The organism is Micrococcus sp. FDAARGOS_333, from assembly GCF_002206575.2.
Lineage (GTDB): Bacteria > Actinomycetota > Actinomycetes > Actinomycetales > Micrococcaceae > Micrococcus > Micrococcus lylae.
In genome coordinates, this window is the sequence record NZ_NJFJ02000001.1 from 273,996 (window position 1) to 293,797 (window position 19,802).

The 19,802-nt window shown below is 69.9% G+C and carries 17 protein-coding genes and 2 pseudogenes; 8 read left to right on the plus strand and 11 right to left on the minus strand.

What is annotated here, in order from left to right; all coding sequences use genetic code 11:
* Nucleotides 1-19 precede the first annotated feature (19 nt).
* Together CEQ11_RS01330 and CEQ11_RS01335 are read right to left on the minus strand one after the other, a co-directional pair.
* Nucleotides 20-670, minus strand: coding sequence for an HAD-IA family hydrolase (locus CEQ11_RS01330; protein ID WP_227718671.1), 651 nt, complete (start codon nt 668-670; stop codon nt 20-22).
* A gap of 21 nt (nt 671-691) precedes the next feature.
* Complete coding sequence (locus tag CEQ11_RS01335; RefSeq protein WP_067190515.1) at nt 692-952, minus strand: hypothetical protein; 261 nt, start codon at nt 950-952, stop codon at nt 692-694.
* A 359-nt stretch (nt 953-1,311) separates the two neighbouring features.
* Here CEQ11_RS01335 and CEQ11_RS01340 point away from each other — a divergent pair, with 359 nt between their 5' ends.
* Complete coding sequence (locus CEQ11_RS01340) at nt 1,312-2,388, plus strand: YeeE/YedE family protein (RefSeq protein WP_088478836.1); 1,077 nt, start codon at nt 1,312-1,314, stop codon at nt 2,386-2,388.
* Between the two features lie 139 nt (nt 2,389-2,527).
* Nucleotides 2,528-2,755, plus strand: a complete 228-nt coding sequence (locus CEQ11_RS01345) for a sulfurtransferase TusA family protein (RefSeq protein WP_088477503.1) — start codon at nt 2,528-2,530, stop codon at nt 2,753-2,755.
* A gap of 76 nt (nt 2,756-2,831) precedes the next feature.
* Here CEQ11_RS01345 and CEQ11_RS01350 read toward each other — a convergent pair whose 3' ends face one another.
* Together CEQ11_RS01350 and CEQ11_RS01355 are read right to left on the minus strand one after the other, a co-directional pair.
* Nucleotides 2,832-3,749 carry a CPBP family intramembrane glutamic endopeptidase gene (locus CEQ11_RS01350; protein ID WP_088477504.1) on the minus strand — a complete coding sequence of 306 codons (918 nt, stop codon included), beginning with the start codon at nt 3,747-3,749 and terminating at the stop codon, nt 2,832-2,834.
* Nucleotides 3,750-3,935: 186 nt separating this feature from the next.
* Nucleotides 3,936-5,486 carry a sodium:alanine symporter family protein gene (locus CEQ11_RS01355; protein ID WP_088477505.1) on the minus strand — a complete coding sequence of 517 codons (1,551 nt, stop codon included), beginning with the start codon at nt 5,484-5,486 and terminating at the stop codon, nt 3,936-3,938.
* 360 nt (nt 5,487-5,846) lie between these two features.
* Here CEQ11_RS01355 and CEQ11_RS01360 point away from each other — a divergent pair, with 360 nt between their 5' ends.
* From CEQ11_RS01360 to CEQ11_RS01380, 5 genes are all read left to right on the plus strand, one after another.
* Entirely contained in the window at nt 5,847-7,001 is a 1,155-nt protein-coding gene (locus CEQ11_RS01360) for a Fic family protein (RefSeq protein ID WP_087134430.1), read from the plus strand.
* Between the two features lie 83 nt (nt 7,002-7,084).
* Nucleotides 7,085-8,566, plus strand: a complete 1,482-nt coding sequence (locus CEQ11_RS01365; protein ID WP_102957467.1) for a DUF3375 domain-containing protein — start codon at nt 7,085-7,087, stop codon at nt 8,564-8,566.
* Nucleotides 8,566-9,234, plus strand: coding sequence for a DUF4194 domain-containing protein (locus tag CEQ11_RS01370; RefSeq protein WP_067192175.1), 669 nt, complete (start codon nt 8,566-8,568; stop codon nt 9,232-9,234). Before CEQ11_RS01365 ends, CEQ11_RS01370 begins: the two co-directional genes overlap by 1 nt.
* The gene (locus CEQ11_RS01375; RefSeq protein WP_227718672.1) at nt 9,231-12,587 is read left to right on the plus strand and encodes an ATP-binding protein; all 3,357 of its coding nucleotides are present in this window, start codon (nt 9,231-9,233) and stop codon (nt 12,585-12,587) included. Before CEQ11_RS01370 ends, CEQ11_RS01375 begins: the two co-directional genes overlap by 4 nt.
* A complete protein-coding gene (locus CEQ11_RS01380) occupies nt 12,584-13,861 on the plus strand; it encodes a Wadjet anti-phage system protein JetD domain-containing protein (RefSeq protein WP_227718673.1) in 1,278 nt (425 codons plus the stop codon). The genes CEQ11_RS01375 and CEQ11_RS01380 overlap by 4 nt, the downstream gene beginning before the upstream one ends.
* Nucleotides 13,862-13,978: 117 nt before the next feature.
* Here CEQ11_RS01380 and CEQ11_RS01390 read toward each other — a convergent pair.
* A pseudogene (locus CEQ11_RS01390) lies at nt 13,979-14,344 on the minus strand (zinc-binding dehydrogenase); the annotation flags it as partial.
* Here CEQ11_RS01390 and CEQ11_RS01395 point away from each other — a divergent pair.
* Nucleotides 14,330-14,620 (plus strand): annotated as a pseudogene (locus tag CEQ11_RS01395) (long-chain fatty acid--CoA ligase); the annotation flags it as partial. The pseudogenes CEQ11_RS01390 and CEQ11_RS01395 overlap by 15 nt on opposite strands.
* 29 nt (nt 14,621-14,649) lie before the next feature.
* On the opposite strand, the gene CEQ11_RS01400 reads toward CEQ11_RS01395, so the two are convergent.
* From CEQ11_RS01400 to CEQ11_RS12835, 6 genes are all read right to left on the minus strand, one after another.
* On the minus strand, nt 14,650-16,302 hold the full coding sequence (locus tag CEQ11_RS01400; RefSeq protein ID WP_088477506.1) for an RNA-binding domain-containing protein: 1,653 nt from the start codon (nt 16,300-16,302) through the stop codon (nt 14,650-14,652).
* Between the two features lie 111 nt (nt 16,303-16,413).
* Nucleotides 16,414-16,779: a serine/threonine protein phosphatase gene (locus CEQ11_RS01405; protein WP_088477507.1), complete on the minus strand. Its 366-nt coding sequence runs from the start codon at nt 16,777-16,779 to the stop codon at nt 16,414-16,416.
* A gap of 49 nt (nt 16,780-16,828) precedes the next feature.
* Nucleotides 16,829-17,308, minus strand: coding sequence for an RES family NAD+ phosphorylase (locus tag CEQ11_RS01410; protein ID WP_088477508.1), 480 nt, complete (start codon nt 17,306-17,308; stop codon nt 16,829-16,831).
* Between the two features lie 56 nt (nt 17,309-17,364).
* A complete protein-coding gene (locus CEQ11_RS01415) occupies nt 17,365-17,721 on the minus strand; it encodes a DUF6176 family protein (RefSeq protein WP_088477509.1) in 357 nt (118 codons plus the stop codon).
* An 84-nt stretch (nt 17,722-17,805) separates the two neighbouring features.
* Nucleotides 17,806-18,726 (minus strand): Abi family protein, encoded by a 921-nt coding sequence (locus tag CEQ11_RS01420; RefSeq protein WP_227718674.1) that lies wholly within the window; start codon nt 18,724-18,726, stop codon nt 17,806-17,808.
* Nucleotides 18,727-19,515: 789 nt separating this feature from the next.
* Nucleotides 19,516-19,659 (minus strand): hypothetical protein, encoded by a 144-nt coding sequence (locus CEQ11_RS12835; RefSeq protein ID WP_193762963.1) that lies wholly within the window; start codon nt 19,657-19,659, stop codon nt 19,516-19,518.
* Between the last annotated feature and the right edge of the window lie 143 nt (nt 19,660-19,802).

Below are 19,802 nucleotides of genomic sequence, written 5' to 3' on the forward strand. Positions count from 1 at the left end.
GGCGAATCGTTCACGGGCGTCAGCCCCGCACGCGGATCCCGTCCGGGCCGGGCTCCATGGTGACGCCGCGCAGGTCCGGCACCGCGTGGTGGGCCTCGGAGAGCCGGGCGAGGTCATGCGAGGTGCCGACGGCCAGCACAGTGGCTCCGGCGTTGCGGCCGGCACCGACGCCGGCGGGAGCATCCTCCACCACCAGGCAGCGGGCGGGGTCCACGCCGAGGCGCTCGGCGGCCATGCGGTAGCCCTGCGGGTCCGGCTTGCCCGCCGCCACGTCCTCCGCGGCGATGAACACCTCCGGCACGGGCAGTCCCGCGGCGTCCAGGCGCAGACCCATCAGGTCGCGGCCGCCGGAGGTGACCGCGGCCCACAGGTCGGCGGGCAGTCCGTCCAGGATCCGCAGCGCACCGGGCAGCGCCACGATCCCGTCCAGGTCGTTCGTCTCGTACTCGAGCAGCTCCGCTGCGGCGGCGTCCACCTGGTCGGCGGCGAAGAACTCCTCGATGGTGTCCCGTGCGCGGCGGCCGTGGGTCACCGAGAGCAGACGCTCCACGTCCACGCCGTGGGCCTCGGCCAGCCGGGTCCAGGAGCGTTCCACGGAAGCGGTGGAGTCGGCAAGGGTGCCGTCGATGTCGAAGAGCACGGCGTCCACGGTGATGTCGAAGGAGCTCACGCCCTCCAGGCTGTCACGTCCTCAGGCGCTGCGGACAGCCGTGTGCCGCGCGATGTACCCGGCGGTGGTGAGCGTGAGGTCCGGGCGGGCCCGGCGGACCCGGTCGATCAGGTCCAGCTCGGACATGCCACGGGTCCCACCGGGCACGAGGTCCTCAGCCCAGGCCGCGGCCTCGGACTCGCAGGAGAAGCCGGCCTCACGCAGGACGAGGCGCTGGTCGCGGCGGTCGCCGAAGACCTTCCGCCAGAACGTGTTGCCGCCGTCGCCGTTCATCATGGTCATGCTCCCCTCTGCGTCTGGGCACCGCCCCGGCCCGCGAAGGGTCCTCCGCCGGCCCCGGTCACCGGTGCCGGGCGCACCCGCGTCAGGTGCGCCGTGGCTCCCACGCTACTGACCGCCCGCACAGCGCACCTCCACCGGAAGACGGATCCTGCCACGTCGGCGCCTCCCCCTCTCGGCGGACCTGCTCCCCGCGCGGTCTATTCGGTGACCGCCTGTACGCACCGGCGTGCGCACCGGCGGACCTGCTCCCCGCGCGGTCTATTCCCGCCGGAGCCGGATGTGTCCCCGCATGACCCCGCGTTGCCCCGCATGACTGCATCCCTCGCTTCGAGACCCCCGGCGGGTGTGTCATGGCCGCCATGATCATCACCGGACTCCTCCTGGGCACCGTGCTGGGCTTCGTGTTCCAGCGCGGGCGCTTCTGCGTCACGGGCGCGTTCCGTGACCTGTTCACCCTCCGCTCGTCCCGCTGGCTCACCGCCTTCATGGTGGTGGTGGCCGTGCAGTCCGTGGGCGTGTTCGCCCTGGACGCCGCCGACGTCATCACCCTGGCCCCGGAGACCTTCCCGTGGCTGGGCACCATCCTGGGCGGCCTGATCTTCGGCTTCTCGATCGTGCTGGCCGGCGGCTGCGCCACCGGCACCTACTACCGCGCCGCCGAGGGCCTGGTGGGCTCCTGGTTCGCGCTGATCTTCTACATCGTGGGCGCCGCAGCGTTCCGCAAGGGCCCGCTGGCCGGCACCACCGAGGCCGTCCGCTCCGTGGAGACGCAGACCGGCTCGTTCCAGCAGCTGACGGGGCTGTCCCCGTGGGTGTTCGTGGCGGTCCTCGTGGCAGCCGTGGGCGTGGCCGTCCGCCACCACCTGCGCCGCGAGTCCCGGATGACCCGCTTCCGGCTGCCGGCCACCAAGACGGGCCTGGCCCACGTGCTCACCGAGAAGGCGTGGCACCCGTTCGTCACCGCCGCGATCATCGGTGTGCTGGCGATCCTCGCCTGGCCGCTGTCCTGGGCCACCGGCCGCGAGTCCGGCCTGGGCATCACCGGACCCTCGGCGAACATCGGCGCGTACATCGGCACCGGGGACCCGGAGCTGGTCGACTGGGGCGTGATGCTCGTGCTCGGCCTGCTGGTCGGCTCGTTCATCGCCGCGAAGGCCTCCGGCGAGTTCCGCATCCGCGTCCCGGACGCCACCACCACGGTCCGCTCGATCATCGGCGGCCTGGGCATGGGCTGGGGCGCGGCGTGGGCCGGCGGCTGCACCATCGGCAACGCCATGGTGAACACCGCCACCTTCACGTTCCAGGGCTGGGCCTCCCTGGTGTTCATGATCCTCGGCACCGGACTGGCCACGAAGATCTTCATCCTCAACCACCGCGGCAAGGGCGCCACCCCGGCCGCCACCGCCTCCCCGGTGACGCTCACCCCGGTCGGCTGACCGGCCCCACACCCTCCTTCCCGACGACGGCCGCACCCCCTTCCCCGCCCGGCCCACCTCCACGGTGGGCGGGCAGGCGGAGGCGAGGAGCCGTCGTCGGGACGACGTAGACGACCCCACGAACCAAGGAGAGACACCCATGGCACGCCACCTTCTCGAGACCGACGGACAGGTCTGCCCCTTCCCGCTGGTGGAGGCGAAGCAGGCGATGGCGCAGATCCCCAGCGGGGACGAGCTGGTCATCGACTTCGACTGCACCCAGGCCACCGACTCGCTGCCGCGCTGGGCGGCCGAGGACGGCCACGAGGTCACCGAGTTCACCAAGCGCGGTGCGGCCGAGTGGACGATCGTGGTGAAGAAGGGCTGAGCGGCCGCGGCCCACACGGGCCGCAGACACGCGTCAGGGGCGGGACCGGGTGGATCGGGCCTGCCCCCGCAGGCGCTCAGCGCACCGGACCGCGCAGCGCACGGCCGAGCCGGCCGAGCGCGCAGCCCACCGCCGTGTAGGCGACGCTGGTCACTGCGCCCACCACCGGAGAGACCAGCCACTGTCCGGCCCGGGTGTACCGGATGCCCGTGGCCATGGCGGACGGATTCACCACCGCGTCCTCCACGGCGTGCATGACCACTCCGGGCCACACGGAGCGGGTGAGCGCGTAGACCTCCGTGTAGAGCGGGGTCCAGGCCAGGATCACCCCGGCGGCCACGGTGGCGAAGGCACGGCGGGGGACGTCGAGCACGGCGCGCATGTCCGCCTCAGGCAGGAAGCGCAGATAGTAGGGCACATGCCAGGCGGCCCAGACGGCGCCGACCGTCAGGTTCAGCGGCACCCTGCCCACGCCGGCGCGCAGCAGCTCCTCGGTGAGGTAGCCCCTCCAGCAGGACTCCTCCACGAGGTTCTTGACCAGGGCGGGGCCGAGTGCGGTGGCGATCGACCGGCCCAGGCCGGCGACGTCCGCGCGGGAGAGGTCGACGAGCCCTGCCGCCCGGCCGAGCCCCAGCGCTCCCGCTGTCACCGCCGGGTAGACCAGTACCGCAGTGCCCCAGGCGAGCGCGCGGTGCGTGCCCGAAGACGCGACGGCGTCCGCGGGACGAGGCGGCAGGAAGGCCCCGTGCCTGACCCGGCGCAGCACGGCTGCGGCGGCCAGCGGGGACAGCAGCCAGACCAGGCTGCCGGGGCTGTCCATGGAGTCCGGACGTCCTGCGGCGCGGTTCACGGCCACACCCGCCCAACCGGCCCCGGAGGCGACGACGCCGAAGGCGAGCAGGTCCGAACGGAACGAGACGGAGGCGGCACCGGCACGACCGGACGTCGGAGGCGGGGCGGAACGGACTGCATGGGGAGGCAGGTGCGGCGTCACACCGTCACGATGGACCGGGCCGCCGACGCGGCAGAAGGGGTCCGGACCCCGGCGGCGCAGGCCTGCGCGTGGACACCGGTCCCGCCGACCGAAGGCCCGCCCGCCCAGGCGCAGGGGACCGGCAGTGGCGCACGGGACCGGCGGTGGCGGTGGCGGGACGTGCGACCGGTCGTCACCCCATCGGGCTCACTGCCTGCCGGTGCCGTCCTTGTTCACGATGGCGATGGCGGCGGTGTCCGGGGCGGAGTCGGCGACCTCGTTCATGGCGTGGTCCGCGTCCCCGGTGCGCCGATACTCGGCATGGATACCCTCCCAGAGATGGGCGTTGTGCACGCCGATCTCCTTCGGGTCCAGGACGGGGTCCTGGCCGGCACGCCTCTGACGGTCGTAGTCCTTGACCAGGCGGATCGCGATCGGAGACAGCAGCACCAGGGCGAGGATGTTGACCCAGGTGTAGAGGCCCACGCCGAAGTCCGCCATGGCCCACGCGAACGCGGAGGTCTGGGTGGCACCGAAGACCATGGAACCGGCGAGCAGGATGTGGGCGATCGCCTCAAGGACCTTCAGGACCGGCTTGCGCTTGACCAGGTACGCCAGGTTGGTGACGGCGTAGAAGTCGAAGGACAGCAGCGTGGTGAACGCGAACAGGAACACGGCCACGGCCACCAGAGACGGGCCGAAAGCCGGGATCACAGAGTCGATAGCGGTCTGGGTCCAGGCCGGGCCCTCCTCCACACCGGGCAGGTGCTCCACGATCGGCTCGCCGTCCGGGCCCTGCACGTTGAAGCTGTCGGTGGCCAGGATCATCAGACCGGTGATGGTGCAGACGAACAGGGTGTCCACGTACGCGGAGAACCCCTGGGCCAGGCCCTGCTTCACCGGGTGGGTGACGTTCGCGGCGGCCGAGGCCTGGGCGCCGGAGCCGGTGCCGATCTCCGTGGAGTACACGGCGCGGCGGATGCCCCAGGCGATGGCGGCACCCATCATTCCGGCATAGGCCGAGTCCAGGGCGAAGGCGGAGGTGAAGATCAGGGAGAACATCGCCGGGACGTGGGTGATGTTGAAGATCACCACGATCAGGCCGACGAGGATGTAGACGGCGGCCATGAACGGCACGATCAGGCCGACGGTGCGGCCCAGGCGGTGCATGCCGCCGAACACGATGATCAGGAAGAACGCTGCCATGGCCAGGCCGACCCAGAGCGGGTCCCAGCCCCAGGCCTCGGAGGTCGCCGCCGTCACGGCGTTGGCCTGGATCTGCGGGCCGGTGATGGTGGTGGCGAAGACGGTGGCGGCCGCGTAGGCGACGGCGAGCCAGCGCCAGTTCCGGCCGAGGCCCTCCAGGATGTAGAAGGCCGGACCACCGCGGAACTCGCCCTTCACCTTGTGCTTGTACAGCTGGGCGAGGGAGGACTCGGCCACGGCCACGGGGGCGCCGAGGAACGCGGTGACCCACATCCAGAACAGGGCGCCGGGGCCGCCGACGAACATCGCGGCCGCCACACCGGCGATGTTGGCGACGCCGATGCGGCCGCCCAACGCCATCGCGAAGGCCTCGAACGAGCTGATGCCCGCGGAGGTGCGGCCGCCGTGGATCAGCTGCCCCACCATGTCCCCGATCAGCCGGACCTGGGGCACCCCCATGCGGATGGTGTAGTACAGGCCGATGGCCAGGATGATGATCACCATGGGCAGCGCCCACATGATCGCGTTCGCAGATTCGATGAATGACTGCATGGAGTCCTCGGGTCGGTGACAGGGCTCACAGAACCTTAGTGAGAGCTGGGCGGTGACCGCGAGGTCTCATCTGCGGCGGAGGGGAATTCGTTCGGGGCAGGGCCTTCCCGGGACCCTCGTTCGCCTTCACGACGACGGCCGTTCGCCGCCTCGCCTTCTGCACTTCCGCCGAGCCAGCGCCTCCCCTTCCGCCGAGCCAGAGGAAGTGGTCGCTTCACGCACGTGTGTAGTGACCACTTCCTCTGGTTCGGCTCGGAGGGAGTAGCCACCGCCTGCGGATCACCGCGAAAGAGGAGCGTACTTGAGAGATACGAGCGCTCACGCGCATAATTTGTGACAAGCGCCGTCGATTGGATCACCATGCTCTTCTCCACTCCTCCGCTGACGGACGACGACCGCGCCGTACTCGCCGCCATCGACGCGCACCGGGAGGCCATGCGCTACAGCCTGAGCGCTCCGCATCGCTGGGTCGGCACGCTGGCACGCCAGCAGCGCGCCCGCGACACGGTGGGGTCGAATTCGATCGAGGGCATCCACGTCAGCCGTGAACAGGCACTGGCCATCCGGGCAGACTCGGCCGATCTCGTCGAGGTGGACGAAGACTGGCTGGCAGTAAGGGGCTATTCGGACGCCATGACCTATGCACGGATCATGGCGGACGAGGGACGAGACCTCACCCTTCCCGACCTCCTCGCCCTGCACTTCATGACCACGGCCCACGACCTTGGGCAGCGACCCGGGCGTCTCCGCCTGACCGACATCTACGTGCAGCAGGAAGGCAGCGGACGCACGGTCTACACCGGCCCCGCCCCGGAGGAGGTGGACGGCCTGCTGGACGAGCTGCTGTCCTCGCTCGCCTCCAACTCCCCGGACGAGCACCCGCTGGTCTCGGCGGCCATGGCCCACCTGAACCTCGTGATGATCCACCCCTTCAGCGACGGGAACGGACGCATGTCCCGGATCCTCCAGTCCTGGCGGCTCTACTTGGACCGCCTGGCGGAGGCGGCCTTCGTCTCCGTGGAGGAATACCTCGGGCGGAACACGGAGGCCTACTACGCGGTGTTGGCCGAGGTGGGCGCCGGGCGGTGGGCACCTGAGCGGGATGCCTCCCCCTGGCTGGAGTTCATGCTGACCGCCCACTATCGCCAAGCGATGACCATCCGCCGCCGGATCGACGTGATGGAACAGGTGGCACGGCGCGTGGACGAGTTGATCGACACCCTCGCCCTCCCAGAACGCGCCGCCGCACCGCTGGAGTTCGTGCTCACCGACTGGCGCCTCACGAATGCGCTGTACCGCGACGCGGCCGGGGTCACCCGGCCCACCGCCTCGCGGGACCTGAACCTGCTGACGAAGGCCGGGGTGCTGGTCCGTGAAGGGGACAAGCGCGGCGCGGCCTACTCTCCAAGCGCAGAGCTGCAGCAGTGGGTTGAGCTGACACGCCGGTCGGCACGCCAGCGCTTCGACGTCGCCGCCGACCCGTACAGGTCGCTCCGACGGGGCAGGAAGCTGTAGACCGGCAGGGTACGACGACGGCCGCTCGCCGGAGTGAGTCAGATGGCGCTTACCGTGTCCACGTCCTCTGAAAGACTCACCTCATGACTTCACTCGCGGTGGCGCTCCAGGTCCGGCGGCTCGTCCAGGACGACGCAGCCCTCCGCATGCTGCGCATGGACTCGCTGCCGCTGGTTGCCGGGGTCCTCGAGACCCACCTCAGCGCGCCTAACGCCACCATGCCCACCCATCAGCTGCACGACCTCCTGGATGCGGAGCTGGACCCCCTCCGCACCCATCTCGATCTCTCCGACCGCACGGCCAAGGGCTTCTGCGAGGACTGGCGCCAGGCGGGTCTGCTGGAACGCCGGCTTCACGGCGAGTCCCGCGAAGAGGTCTACGCGCTCACCCCGGCGGCCCGCCAGGGTCTGCGCCTGATCGAACAGCTCCTGGAGCCACGGGCCAGCGTCACAGAATCGCGCTTCGTCGCGCTCCTGACCGCGCTGCACCGGCTCGCCGTCGAGACCGATCCGGACGTCGACCGCCGCGTGGCCGCCCTGCAAGCAGAACGCGATCGCTTGGACGAGCGGATCCGGCGCCTGTCCTCCGGCGAGGATGACCTCCTGGACGAACGCCGCGCCCGGGAACGACTGGAGGACTTGCTCGGCCAGGCTGCGGACCTGCCCACGGACTTCGCCCGGGTCCGCGCACGCTTCTCCCAGCTGAACCAGGAGCTGCGTCGGCGCATCCTCACGGACGAGGGCCTGCCTAAGGAGGTGCTGGAGAACGTGTTCCGCGGCGTGGACGTCATCGAGTCCTCGGACGAGGGACAGACCTTTGCCGCATTCTCCCGGCTGGTCCGCGACCCCGCCATGGCCGCGTCGTTCGAGGCGGACGTCCGCGCCGTGCTCGGTCGCGACCTCTTCACCGACCTGCCGGCGTCCGTGCGCAGCACCCTGCGAACCCTGCCGCGCACCCTGGACGACGGCGCCCGTTCCGTGCAGGACAGCCTCACCGAGTTCGCCCGTGGACTGCGTGGGTACGTGCTATCGCAGGAGTATCAGCGCGACCGTCGCCTCCACACCGCCCTCCAGGAGGCCCTCGCGGCCGCCGCCGAGGCGGCCCCTGCCACCCGCCCGTTCCATCGCACCGGCCTGGACATGGAGCTCACCGGCATGTCCCCGCGCTCGCTGGGCACCCTCACTCTGCATGACCCCCGAGAGTTCGACGTCGGGGCTGCGCTCGAGGAGGCCGAGGTCGAGACCGTGGACGTCGAGGCCCTCCGGCTGCTTGCACGGGAGACGGAGATCGACTTCGCCGAACTGCGCGAGAACGTCAACGGCGTCCTTGCCGATCACTCCCCCGTCAGCGTGGCCGAAGTGCTCTCCTTGCACCCGGCCACGCAGGGCGTCGCGAGCGTCGTCGGGTTGCTCTCACTGGCGGCGCGCCACGGGGTGATCGACGACGACGCCACGGACCTCCTTCGCTGGCCCGTGGAGACGGAGAACTCCGAGACACCCGGCTCCGGCCTCCCCCACCGCTCCGCCCGGGTGGTCCGTCACCTGTTCACCGAAAGGCTTCCCTGATGACCTCGATCCCCGAGAACGAGCTCCACGAGACCCCCGAGAACCCGCATGCCCTCTGGGAGGGAGACCTGGGCACGCTCGGCGAGCAGTCGCGCCGCGCCCTGCTCGAGCTGCTGAAGGGGCCGTACCTCTCGGGCCGTCGGCGCCCACAGCTCTGGCAGGCTCTCGTCGCAGACGAGGCGGTCATCCGCTCCCGGCTGCACGAGCTGTTCCTGGACGTGGTGATCGACCGGCAGGACGAGTTCGCGTTCACCCGCCGCGTGGACACCGACGAGCTCACCACGCCCTCGGCCCTGCGCACCGAGGCCATGAGCTTCCTGGACACCGCCATGCTGCTGGTGCTCCGCGGTCACCTGCTGGCCTCCGCCGGCGAGCGCCGTGTGGTGGTCGGCAAGCAGGAGATCTACGAGCAGCTCGCCGTGTACCGGGAAGGAGACGACGCTGCCTGGGCCAAGCGTCTCAACGGCTCGTGGACGAGGATGCTCAACCGCTTCAACGTGCTGCACAAGGTCGAGGAGGATCGCGCGGAGATCTCGCCGGTGCTCAAGGTCGTGATCGGCCCGGAGCAGGCGGCGTCATTCACCGAGCTGTACCGCGGCATCGCTGAGCGAGGAACCTCCACCTCCGACACTGACGACTCTGCCGAGACCGAGGAGGACACCGCATGAGCACCCTGCAGATGACCGACCAGAAGGCCTTCGAGCTCGGTCCCCAGCTGGATGTTCCCCCCGTCGAACCGGCTCCGCCGAGGCAGTGGCGCCTCGCGTCGGTGCAGATCGCCAACTGGGGCACCATGGACGGTCGGATCTACCGGTTCCCCGTGTCCCGCCGGGGCCATCTGATCACCGGCCCGTCGGGGTCAGGCAAGTCTTCGGTGCTGGACGCGATCGCCTCCGTGCTCACCCCGGACAAGTGGCTGAAGTTCAACCAGGCGGCGCAGGCCGGCGGCGAGCGTGCGGCCACCCGCAGTGTCGTCTCGTATGTGCGTGGCGCGTGGACCAGGCAGCAGGACGAGCAGGAGGACCGTGTGGTCTCGGCGTATCTGCGGCCCCGCGCGACCTGGTCCGGCGTCGTGCTGACGTACCGGGACGGAACCGGTGGTGTCGTCTCTCTGGCACGACTGTTCTTCCTGCGGGGCACGTCCATGTCCAGCGCAGACATGCGGGACCTGTGCCTGCTGGAGCGTTCTGAGGTTGACCTGGCGGAGCTGCAGACCCTGATCGACGACGGCATCAAGACCCGCCGCGTGCAGGACCGATGGCCCAAGGCAGTGGTGACCACGAACGGCACGCACGGCAAGTTCTACGCTCGCCTGCGATCGGTGTTCGGCATGCGCGACGACGCCGCGCTGCGGCTTCTGCACCGGACCCAGTCCGCCAAGGGCTTGGACTCCCTGGACCAGCTGTTCCGCCACCACATGCTCGAGGTGCCGCAGACGTTCGAGATGGCGGACAAGGCGGTCGAGGAGTTCGGGGCGCTGCGTACCGCATACGAGCATGTGACGGACCTGCGCCAGCAGCGTGACCACCTGCTTCAGGTGCGCACCGTGGCAGACGAGTACGAGACCGCGCTCTCGGATACGGAGCGTCTGCGGCGACTGCAGGAGGCGATCCACCCCTACCGGCAGAGCCGAGAGCTCGAGAATCTGCGCCGGGAAGTGCAACAGGTGCGCGGTTCCCTGCGCGGCCTGCGGGCACGGCAGGAAGAAGCCCGGGCAGCACTGGAGAGAGCGGAGCAGCGTCGTGCCGGGACCATGCTGGCCCTGCACCAGGCCGGGGGCGGACAGATCGAGGAGCTCGGACGCCAGATCTCGGCTGAGGAGGAGCAGCGACAGGACCGGGAGCGTCGGCACGCCGTGCTGCTGTCCCGGCTGAGCGAGGCAGGGCTGGAGGCCGTGCCGGGGAGCGTCGCAGAGTTCGGCGAGCTCCACGCGATGATCGAGACCGATCTGGCCCGGAACCCGGAGCACGCCGGGCCGACGCACGAACAGTTCGACGAGCGGAGCCGCCTGAAGGAGGCGGTGGCGGAACTCGATGAGGACATCAACGCGCTGCGTCGGGTCCGCAGCTCGGTACCGCGGCGGCTTCTGGACGTCCGCAAGGCCCTTGCAGAGCATCTGTCCGTCCCTTACGAGTCCCTGCCCTTCGCCGCGGAGCTGCTGGAGGTCTCCGAGGAGCATCGGGAATGGACCGGCGCGATCGAGCGCGTGCTCGCACCACTGTCCCTGACACTGCTGGTGCCCACACGGCTGCTGGCGCGGGCGCAGGAATGGATCGACGGCCGGCACCTGGGGGTTCGGCTGCGGTTCGACGAGGTGTCCGCACGCTCCGTGAGCGTTCCCCCGGCACGCAGCCAGGACTCGCTGGTGCACAAGGTGACGGTGAAGCGCGGCGAGTTCCACGACTGGCTGCAGGCCCGCCTGGTCGACCGGTTCGACCTGGCGTGCGTGACCTCGGCTGCGGAGCTGGCACGCCACGAGCGTGCCGTCACGCTCGCCGGTCAGGTCAAGCACGGGCGCGGCCGCTTCGAGAAGGACGACCGTTTCCGGGTGGACGACCGCTCCCGCTGGGTGCTCGGAGATCCAGCGGCCAAGCTGGAGGTCCTCGTGGCGGCCCGGCAGGCTCGCACCGAGGAGCTGTCACGCGCCGAGGAGGCGGTCGATCGAGCCTTGCACCTGGCCGACAGCGAACGTCAACGTCGCGCCGCGCTCAAGGCCGTCCTCGAGACCGAGTGGAAGGACGTGGACCGGGAGGGTCCGACTCGACGCATCGCGGAGCTGCAGGCCAGGATCAAGGAGCTCAGCTCTGTCGATTCGGACCTCGAACAGGCCCGCCTCCGGAACGACGAAGCGGAGGAGGCGTGGCGAGAAGCACGCGAGACTGCGCGAGAGGCCGATGTCGCCGTCGACTTCGCCGAGAAGACCGAACGAGAGCTGACCGGGCAGGTCAAGGAGCTGACCGCGGTCTGCGCGCAGCACGAGCCTCTCGACGACGCCCTCCGGGCCGACCTGGACGCCCGCTTTCGAGCGGTGCGCCGTTCGTCCTCCCCCAATGCCCTCGCTGACGCCGCCGAGTCGGTGCGCCACGAGGTGACCGCCCAGGCAGAGCAGGCGCAGACAGAAGCGGCCAGGGCCGCGCAGCGCTGCACGATGCTCACCACGGAGTTCTCGCGCCAGTGGGCCTCGGCAGCTGCAGACGCCTCCCCCGGGGTCGAGGACCGGGGCTCCTACCTGGCGATCTTGGAACGGATCATCGGCCAGGGCCTGCCGGACCACGAAGGGCGATTCCAGACCCTGCTGCACGACCGCTCCTCCGTGCTCTTCGGTGAGCTGCACAGCGCTATCCGTTCAGCGCCGGGCGACATCACGGACCGGGTGGAGCGGATCAACACATCGCTGCGCCGCTCCCCGTTCGACGAGGGTCGGTTCCTGCGGTTGCGGGTCCGCACGCGGCGCACCGAGACGGTCACGCAGTTCTTGCGGGACCTGTCCACGGCCGCCACGCATGCGTGGGAGGATGACACCCTGGAGGACGCCGAGCGTCGCTACGCCGCCCTGGCATCGATCATGGACCGTCTCGCCTCCTCTGATCACGTGGACCGCTCGTGGCGCCGGCAGTGTCTGGACACGCGGGAGCACGTCACCTTCCTGGCCGAGGAGATCGACGCCGCCGGGGAGGTCCACGCCACCTACGACTCGGGCGCCGCGATGTCCGGCGGGCAGCAGCAGAAGCTGGTCGTCTTCTGTCTCGCGGCGGCGTTGCGCTATCAGCTGGCGGCCCCGGAGGATCCGCTGCCGGTGTACGGCACGGTGGTCCTGGACGAGGCCTTCGACAAGGCAGACGCCCGCTACACGCGTATGGCCATGGACGTGTTCGTGGAGTTCGGCTTCCAGATGGTGCTTGCGACCCCACAGAAGCTACTGCAGACAATCGAGCCCTACGTCGGTGGCATCACCACCGTGGAGAACCCGACCCGCAGGCTCACCCGTCTCGCGGACATCACGTGGGAGGACGACAAGTGAGCGCTTCCCGTCCCATCATGCTGACACCGGCCGATGCACGGGAGTCCGCCCGGGCGAAACTGATCCGTTCCCACCGGTCCTGGACGGTCGGCGAGCGCCCTGATCCGGCCTTCAGTTGCGGTCTGAGGCCGCCCACGGAGCAAGCGGTGCTCGCGGACCTGCCCAGGGCGCAGGCCTGGGTGCGTCAATGGCGGGAAGCCGCACTGCCGGAGGACATCGAGGTGCAGTGGCAGGAGCGCACCTGGCGGAGTGTGGGCCGGCAACAGATCCCGGTCCGTCTCACGGCTCACACGGTGGAGGCTGTGGCGGCATGGGTGGGCGGAGCCCCGGCTCGGGAGCAGCGCGTGTTCGCTCAGCGGGTCGCCACGGTGCGGCGTCATGCAGAAAGGTGGGCACGATCGGCCGCCGCTCACGGTGCGCCCTGTTCCCTCCACCTTCCGGACGACGGCGCGGCTGCCCGTGAGGCATCCCCCGATGACGCAGTGACCCCTGTCCTGCGGCGCCACGCACAGCGGCTGACGGACTTGGACGAGGCGGACTTCCGGGCCGTGGTCGAGGTGCTGGACTGGCTGCAAGAGCATCCGGTGGCGGGCATGCGGCCGCGGCAGCTGCCCATCCGCGGCGTGGACTCGAAGTGGTTCGGCCGGCACCGGAGCCTGCTGGAGGCGTTGGCTGCACCGTTTCGACCATCGGCCTCGGATCCGGTCGTGGGCTCGGCGAGAGGGGTGCTCGGCGTCGTCGATTCCCATGCCCTGGTGCGGCTGCGGATCCTGGATCCGGCGCTGCGGCCGGCGGGGATCCGGGACATGGACGTACCGGTGGAGCAGGCGTCGGAGTGGGCGGTGACACCGGCGCATGTGCTGATAGTGGAGAACAGCGAAACGCTGCTGTGCCTGCCGGATGCGGCCGGGACGATCGCCGTTTGGGGGCACGGTCACGACACCACGCCGGCGTCTCTGCCTTGGTTGTCCGAGGCCGACCTGACGTATTGGGGAGATCTCGATTCGCAGGGTTTCGCGATCCTGCACCGGTATCGCGCTCGCCTGCCGCAGTTGCGCACCGTGCTGATGGACGTAGAGACCCTGGAGCAGTTCAAGGACCTGTGGGTCGCTGAACCAACGCCGTTCCGCGGTTCCCTCAGCACCTTGACCTCTGCTGAGGTCAGGGCATTGGAGCGCCTTCGAACTGCCGGCGATGTCCGCTTGGAACAAGAGCGCATCCCCTGGAGCTATGCGCTGGCTGCGTTGACGTCGCGACTGCGCCTCCTGCCCTGACACTTTGGTGGCCCCGTAGTGAGACCAGGCCGGATAGCCGGTGTAGTTGCCGGTGATCGAGCCGGTGACCACGATCCGACCCCGGCCGGAAGCGCGTCGGCGGAGCCCGGGGCCGCCTCAGACCTCCAGCAGCACCTTGATCTCGCGGCGCTCGTCCATCGCCCGGTACGCCTCGGCGGCGGCGTCGAGCGGCATGCGCGCGGTGAACACGCGGCCGGGCTGGATCTGTCCGGACTGGATGCGCTCGATCAGCTCCGGCAGGAAGCGGCGCACGGGCGCGGGGCCGCCCTCGAGGTGGATCTGCCGGCCGAAGAGGTCGGAGCCGTCGAGGGTCTGGTCGTGGGAGACGCCCACGAACCCCACATACCCGCCGTGGCGGACGGTGGCCAGCGCCTGGTCCATGGACTCCTGGGTGCCCACGGCCTCGATGACACCGTGCGCCCCGAGGCCGTCGGTGAGCTCGCGCACCTGCGCGGCGGGCTCAACGTATACCCGCGCGAGATCGAGGAGGTGCTCTACGAGCACCCGGCCGTCGCGGAGGCCGCCGTGGTGGGGGTGCCCCACCCGGAGCTCGGCCAGGACGTCGCCGCGCACGTGGTGCTCGCCCCCGGCGCGCACGCCACGGAGGACGAACTGATCCAGCACGTGAAGTCCCAGGTGGCGCCGTACAAGTACCCCCGCACCGTGAGCGTGCGGGACGGGCTGCCCAAGACCGCCACCGGCAAGATCCTCAAGCGGGACCTGACGCCAGCGGAGTGAGCTCGATTGACCGCCGGCCGGGCACACTGCTACGAGTCCGGGAGCACGTAGTGCGCTGCGCGCCGCTCCCCCCGCAGTTCGAGGAGACCCTCCTCCGTCATGCCTTTGAGCACCGTTCGCGCGGCCGTGGGCGCGATCTGGCACAGTTCCGCAGCTTTGCTTCGGGTAATGGACCCGAACTCGCGGACGTAATCGGCGATCAGCCGCCGCTGTTGGATTCGGTCGACCGGACGCAGGCGCAGGTAGGCGGCTCGGTCTTCGGCCAGCTCGTAGAACCGCGCGGTCAGCATGTACCGCTGTGCCCGGCCGTTCCCCCGCGATTCCAGGACGCCGGCCTCGACGAGCGCGGTGGCCGCTGCGCGCACGTCCGCCACGGGCAGTCGAAGCCACTCCGCCACATCCGCCGAGCTGGCAGGCCCTCCGTGCTTGATCTCGTGGACCATTCGCAGCTCTGTCAGTGTCAGTGCGCGCTGACCCTCGTTCTGCCTGCGGGCAAGGAAGATCAGCAACTCCCTGTCCTCGTCACCCAAGGGGACGTCGACGATCACGGACCGCTGCGTGGAACGGCCGTAGTCCGGTGCGCCACGGCCGGCGCGGAGCTGCGAGGCGAACATGTCCTGCACGCCTTTTCCCCTGCGCTCGACGAGACCGGCGCGCTTGAACACGTTCGCCAGGGCGGGGCTGCGGGGAGCCGAGCGATTCAGGATGTTGACCGGTGAGACGTCGCGAGGGAACCCGCCAGGGCTCGCGACCGAGAACGTCGCCCCGGTGAAGGTCACCTGAATCGGCCCCACTTCGGCGTAGTCGCGGTGTACCAGTGCATTGGCGATCGACTCGCGTCGCACACTCTCTGACAACAGGGGGACATCCACACGGACGAGACCCACCTCTACGGGTGTGACGGAGTTCCGCAGTGCCAAGCGCGCCTCGATCTCCTCGAATGCACTCAACAGGGGAAGCAGCAGGTCTTCGTTTGCCTCTAGACCATGGGGCCGGGAGTCCTGGAAGAGGACTTCTGCGGTGGGCGCCCACCGGCGCAGGGCCTCTGACGTGCCGAAGACAAGAATCGCGCCGAGGCTGATGCCGCCGTCGGGGGTGAGGAGGTCCAACGCCCGCAGCAGCTCCGCATCGGCGAGCTCCGCCAGCCCTTTGTCGCCGGCGGACTGGGCGGCGAGCCTCCGGAACCGATCGAACTCGCCTGGATCGAGGTGTGCCCACTCTGCTCCGCGCGCTTCCGCCCGGGCATAGTCCAGCCCGATCCCGTCGAACCCGGCCCGCAGGACGTCCATCGGTGTCATCGGCATGCACGCGGGGCGACCGTCCGGCCCCACGAGGCGCTTGACGAACAGCCCCTTGCGCGTACCGACGAACGAGGACTTCGCCTGGGGGACGGTGATGACCGCCACGTTTTTGCCCTCCCAGGGGACCACCTCGACGTCCACGCTCAACGGTGGCTCGATGCCGTTCTGGATGCGTCCAGCCAAGAGGTCTGCGTCCACAGGGCCGCCGTGGTCCCCCGTCGCCCCGACGACGGTGCCGTCGTCATCAACACCGACGAGGATCAGGCCCCCGGTTCCGTTCGCCATGCAGACGACGGCCTGGTAGAGGTCGTCCTTCCCCAGCCGTCGCTTGAACTCGACGTCCAGGGTCTCGCCCGCGGCGAGGAGAGGTCCAAGATCCATGCCATAAGTATCCATAGTTATGGAGCGATGAACCATCGTGCGCTTATGCTTGCCATAACTTTGAGCATCTTTGGTGCGCGAAACGCCCCGTAGCTCCTCTCGCGCCCCCTTTCACCCCGCCGGGCGCAGCCGCTCCGCGGGCAGGGTCAGGGTGATGCTCGCGGCGGGGTCGATGCTCTTGGCGACCTCCCCGACGGCGCCGTCCACCGTGGGTGCGATGGTCACCTGCGTGCGCGTCACCTCCTGGATGCGCACCCGCACGGGTTCGCCGATGCCGTCGGCCGGGTCGAGCAGCCAGTCCTCAGCGAGCGCACGCAAGCCGATCGTGTCGAGGACAGCCTCAGCCTCGTGCAGTTCCATGGGCTCGCCTCGGCGTCGGTGGAGGAGGTCGTGCGGCACGAAGAGGTCACCGACCATCTCGATGTAGCCGACGTGCTCGCCGTCGTCGGAACGCAGGTGGTCGAAGATGGCGGACATGGGGCCAGAGTAGCCGCGGGGATTGAACGTCCGAGGGGAGCCGTTCGCGTCACAACGTGCGCGTCACCCGGGGCGCGCCGTCCTCGTTCCACCGGAACAGGGTCAGGTGCCACAGCCCGGGGGCCGTGCGGGACGGGTCGATCAGCCCGTGTGCGCCGGCCTCCTCCAGGCGGCGGCGGACCGCCCACGACGACGGCTCCTCCCCCACTTCCACGGCCGGCTTCCACGGGGCCATGGCGTCGGTGAGGTCGACGCCGAGGGCCGCGAGCGCCTCGGCGTCGCGCAGATCCACGATCCGTTCGGCATGAACGTCGAAGGTCAGCAGCTCGCGCGGCGGGGTGGTCGCGTCCGTGTGAGCAACCATGGCCGCGTCCACTCCTTCCGGTGAGGAGCTGAGGTAGAGCGTGGGTGCGTCCGGTGGCGAGTACCGACCGGCGGAGCGGGAGCCGCGAAGGGCGCTATCGACGAACCGGGCGTCCACGGCACGGTAGAACGTGCCAGCGACCACGGTGAAGGACGAGAGGGTCATGGGGTCATGATGCCGGGGAGATAAACCGGCTGTAAGCCGGGTTCTGCGCGCCCGCCTCACTCCCCCAGCGGCCGAATGGCATCCTCGAGCCGCTCGGGGCTCATGTGCACCTCGGGAATGAGCAGCAGGCTGGGCTCGTCGGGGTCGATGCACTCGCGCCAGTAGGCGGCGTGGCGCTCGTCGAGCCAGTGGGTGGAGTCGCTGAGCTCGGCGCCGTCCTCGCCCTGGAGGGTGTACCACCACAGATACAGGGCGTCCCCGACGGTCTCGGAGAAGACCGTCTCCACGTACATCCGCTCGGGCTCCAGGGTCTCGCGGAACGCCTCGGGGTTCTCCCGCAGAAACGCGATCCACTCGCGGGCGCGCTCCTCCTTGCCGGCGCGGACGGGGAACCTCCCCATCTCGATCCTCATGGCCGCCAGCCTACGGACCCTCCCGACGACGGCGGCGCGCCGCGTGCCTCTCCCCGGGATGAAGGGCTCCTGCGCAGACCGCGCTCATCGAAGGTGACGAGACCAGAACGGATCCGAGGACCATCCCACCGGAACGCCCATCCCGTGGAGGTTCATCTCGGGCCGGTCATGCAGGAGCTGGTACAGGCGGTCGGCCCAGCGGCTGCGCGGCGAGACCGTGTCCAGAAGGGACTGGAGCGAGGCGAGCACTGGGTACAGACGCTGGCGGGACGCCTCGGGAACGGCCTCGTCACCGGAGAGCCACGAGATGGCGGGTGACTTGGGGATCATGGGGGTCACGCCGAGGCCCACATTCCAGAGGCGGCCGTGGTGGGCGCAGATGTTCCGCACGCGCACGTAGACCTGCAGCCACGAGGTGAGCACCGTGTCGGTCGACCCCACGCTGGCCGCCACCGCCACACGATCTGAGCGACGCGCGAGGTTGCGGTACAGGCCCGCCAGCTGCCCGATGGTCAGAGACTCCATCATGAGCCAGGACGGGGGCAGCTCCGGCTTCCGATAGGTCATCAGGTAGTGCTCCAGCGCCGAGGGGTGGTGGATCCGGTCATGACCGGACTCGGCCAACCCCAGCAGCCGGCTCCGTACCAGACGGCGGACGATGTCTAGGAGGTCAGCGTGCCGCTGTCGGTCGCGGAAGTGCGCGGCGTCGATGTACCAGTGGGCGTCGTCATAGGTCGTGGACATGTGGTCGGTCAGGGCTGCGCGGACCGCGACTTCCACACGCTCGAGGGCGTCGAGGCAATGAAGCCGCAGCTTGCGATCGAAGACGTACAGGTCCAGGACGTCATCGAACTCGGCACCGGGGGCGAAGGTGTGAGTGGAACGCTCCGCCTGGAAGGGGATCGTGTAGGGGGAGAGCCGGTAGTACCCGAGGTGTCGCAGGTATCGGAGAGCGCGGTCCCGGTCCGGAACCACGAGCCCCCGGCTCTCAAGCTGCTCGAGCATCCGCTCGTGGGAGAGCGGAGGCTTTGCGAAGGTCTCCGACCCCCGTGCCCGCATGGTCCGTCCCACTTCACCCTCCCGTTCCGGCACAAAGCGGCGCCAGGCAAAGAAAAATCCCCCAAGTGCGCATCGTGGAGAGGCGTGGGGGATGTAGTGAGTTCAGTGTAGCACCTGAGAACTCCGTGTCGCTGCCAGGCCGATGGAACGGTCTGGGCACCCGGCCGCGCCCCTCGCAACGCCAGGATCCAGCGGTCCTCGGGGCCAAAGACATGGAGGTCATCGCACGTGAAGCCGCGCAGCCTCGGGACGTGGTCCACCACGCGCAGGTACAGGCCGCGGTACATGCCGGGCTCGTCGCCGAGGGACGGGCTGAGCACATGCGCGGAGCCGTCGGGCGCGCGGCCGTGACGGAGCACCGAGTCCGGCGCGTTCGCCTGGCCCAGGGTGGCCATGCGCAGCAGCGGGGCGACGGTGGGCGGACACTCCCGCAGTCCCGCCGCCTCAACCGCTCGCCGCAGCTCGGGGAGCGTGGCGCCGTCGGGCAAGCCGAGCTCGGCGAGCGTGCGCTCGACGACGGTCACCCGGATCGGCGCGTCGACGCGCACCCACGCGTCGGTGATCAAGCGCTCGGCGGACGCGTTCATCTCGACGCCAACTGCGCGCAGGCGGGCGAGGAGGTCGGCAGGGTCCTCCGGTGCAAGGTCGAGCGTGAGGGAGTCCCCCGAGAGCAGGCGCGTCATGGGGCCATCCTGCCTGGAGGGGGAACCGACTGTCAGCCGGGTTCCGTACGGGTCAGACGCGGGATTCCCCCGCAAACGGAGAGGGGAACTGCTCCAGGCACTCGGCCAGTGCCGCCTGCAGCATGGTCCCACCCAACCAGCAGTCCCACGGGAAGTCCGAGCCCACCACGTCCCCGGCCACCACGACGTCGACCATGCCTCCGCCACTGAGCCGCACCTCCAGTGAGGAGCCGGGCCCGCCGTGCCCCGGGAGCAGGCCCAGCCGTCGATGGGAACCGCCGCCGACAGCCCGCAGCCAGGCCACGCGTCAGCCAGTGCCGCGTCGAGCATGCGGCACGC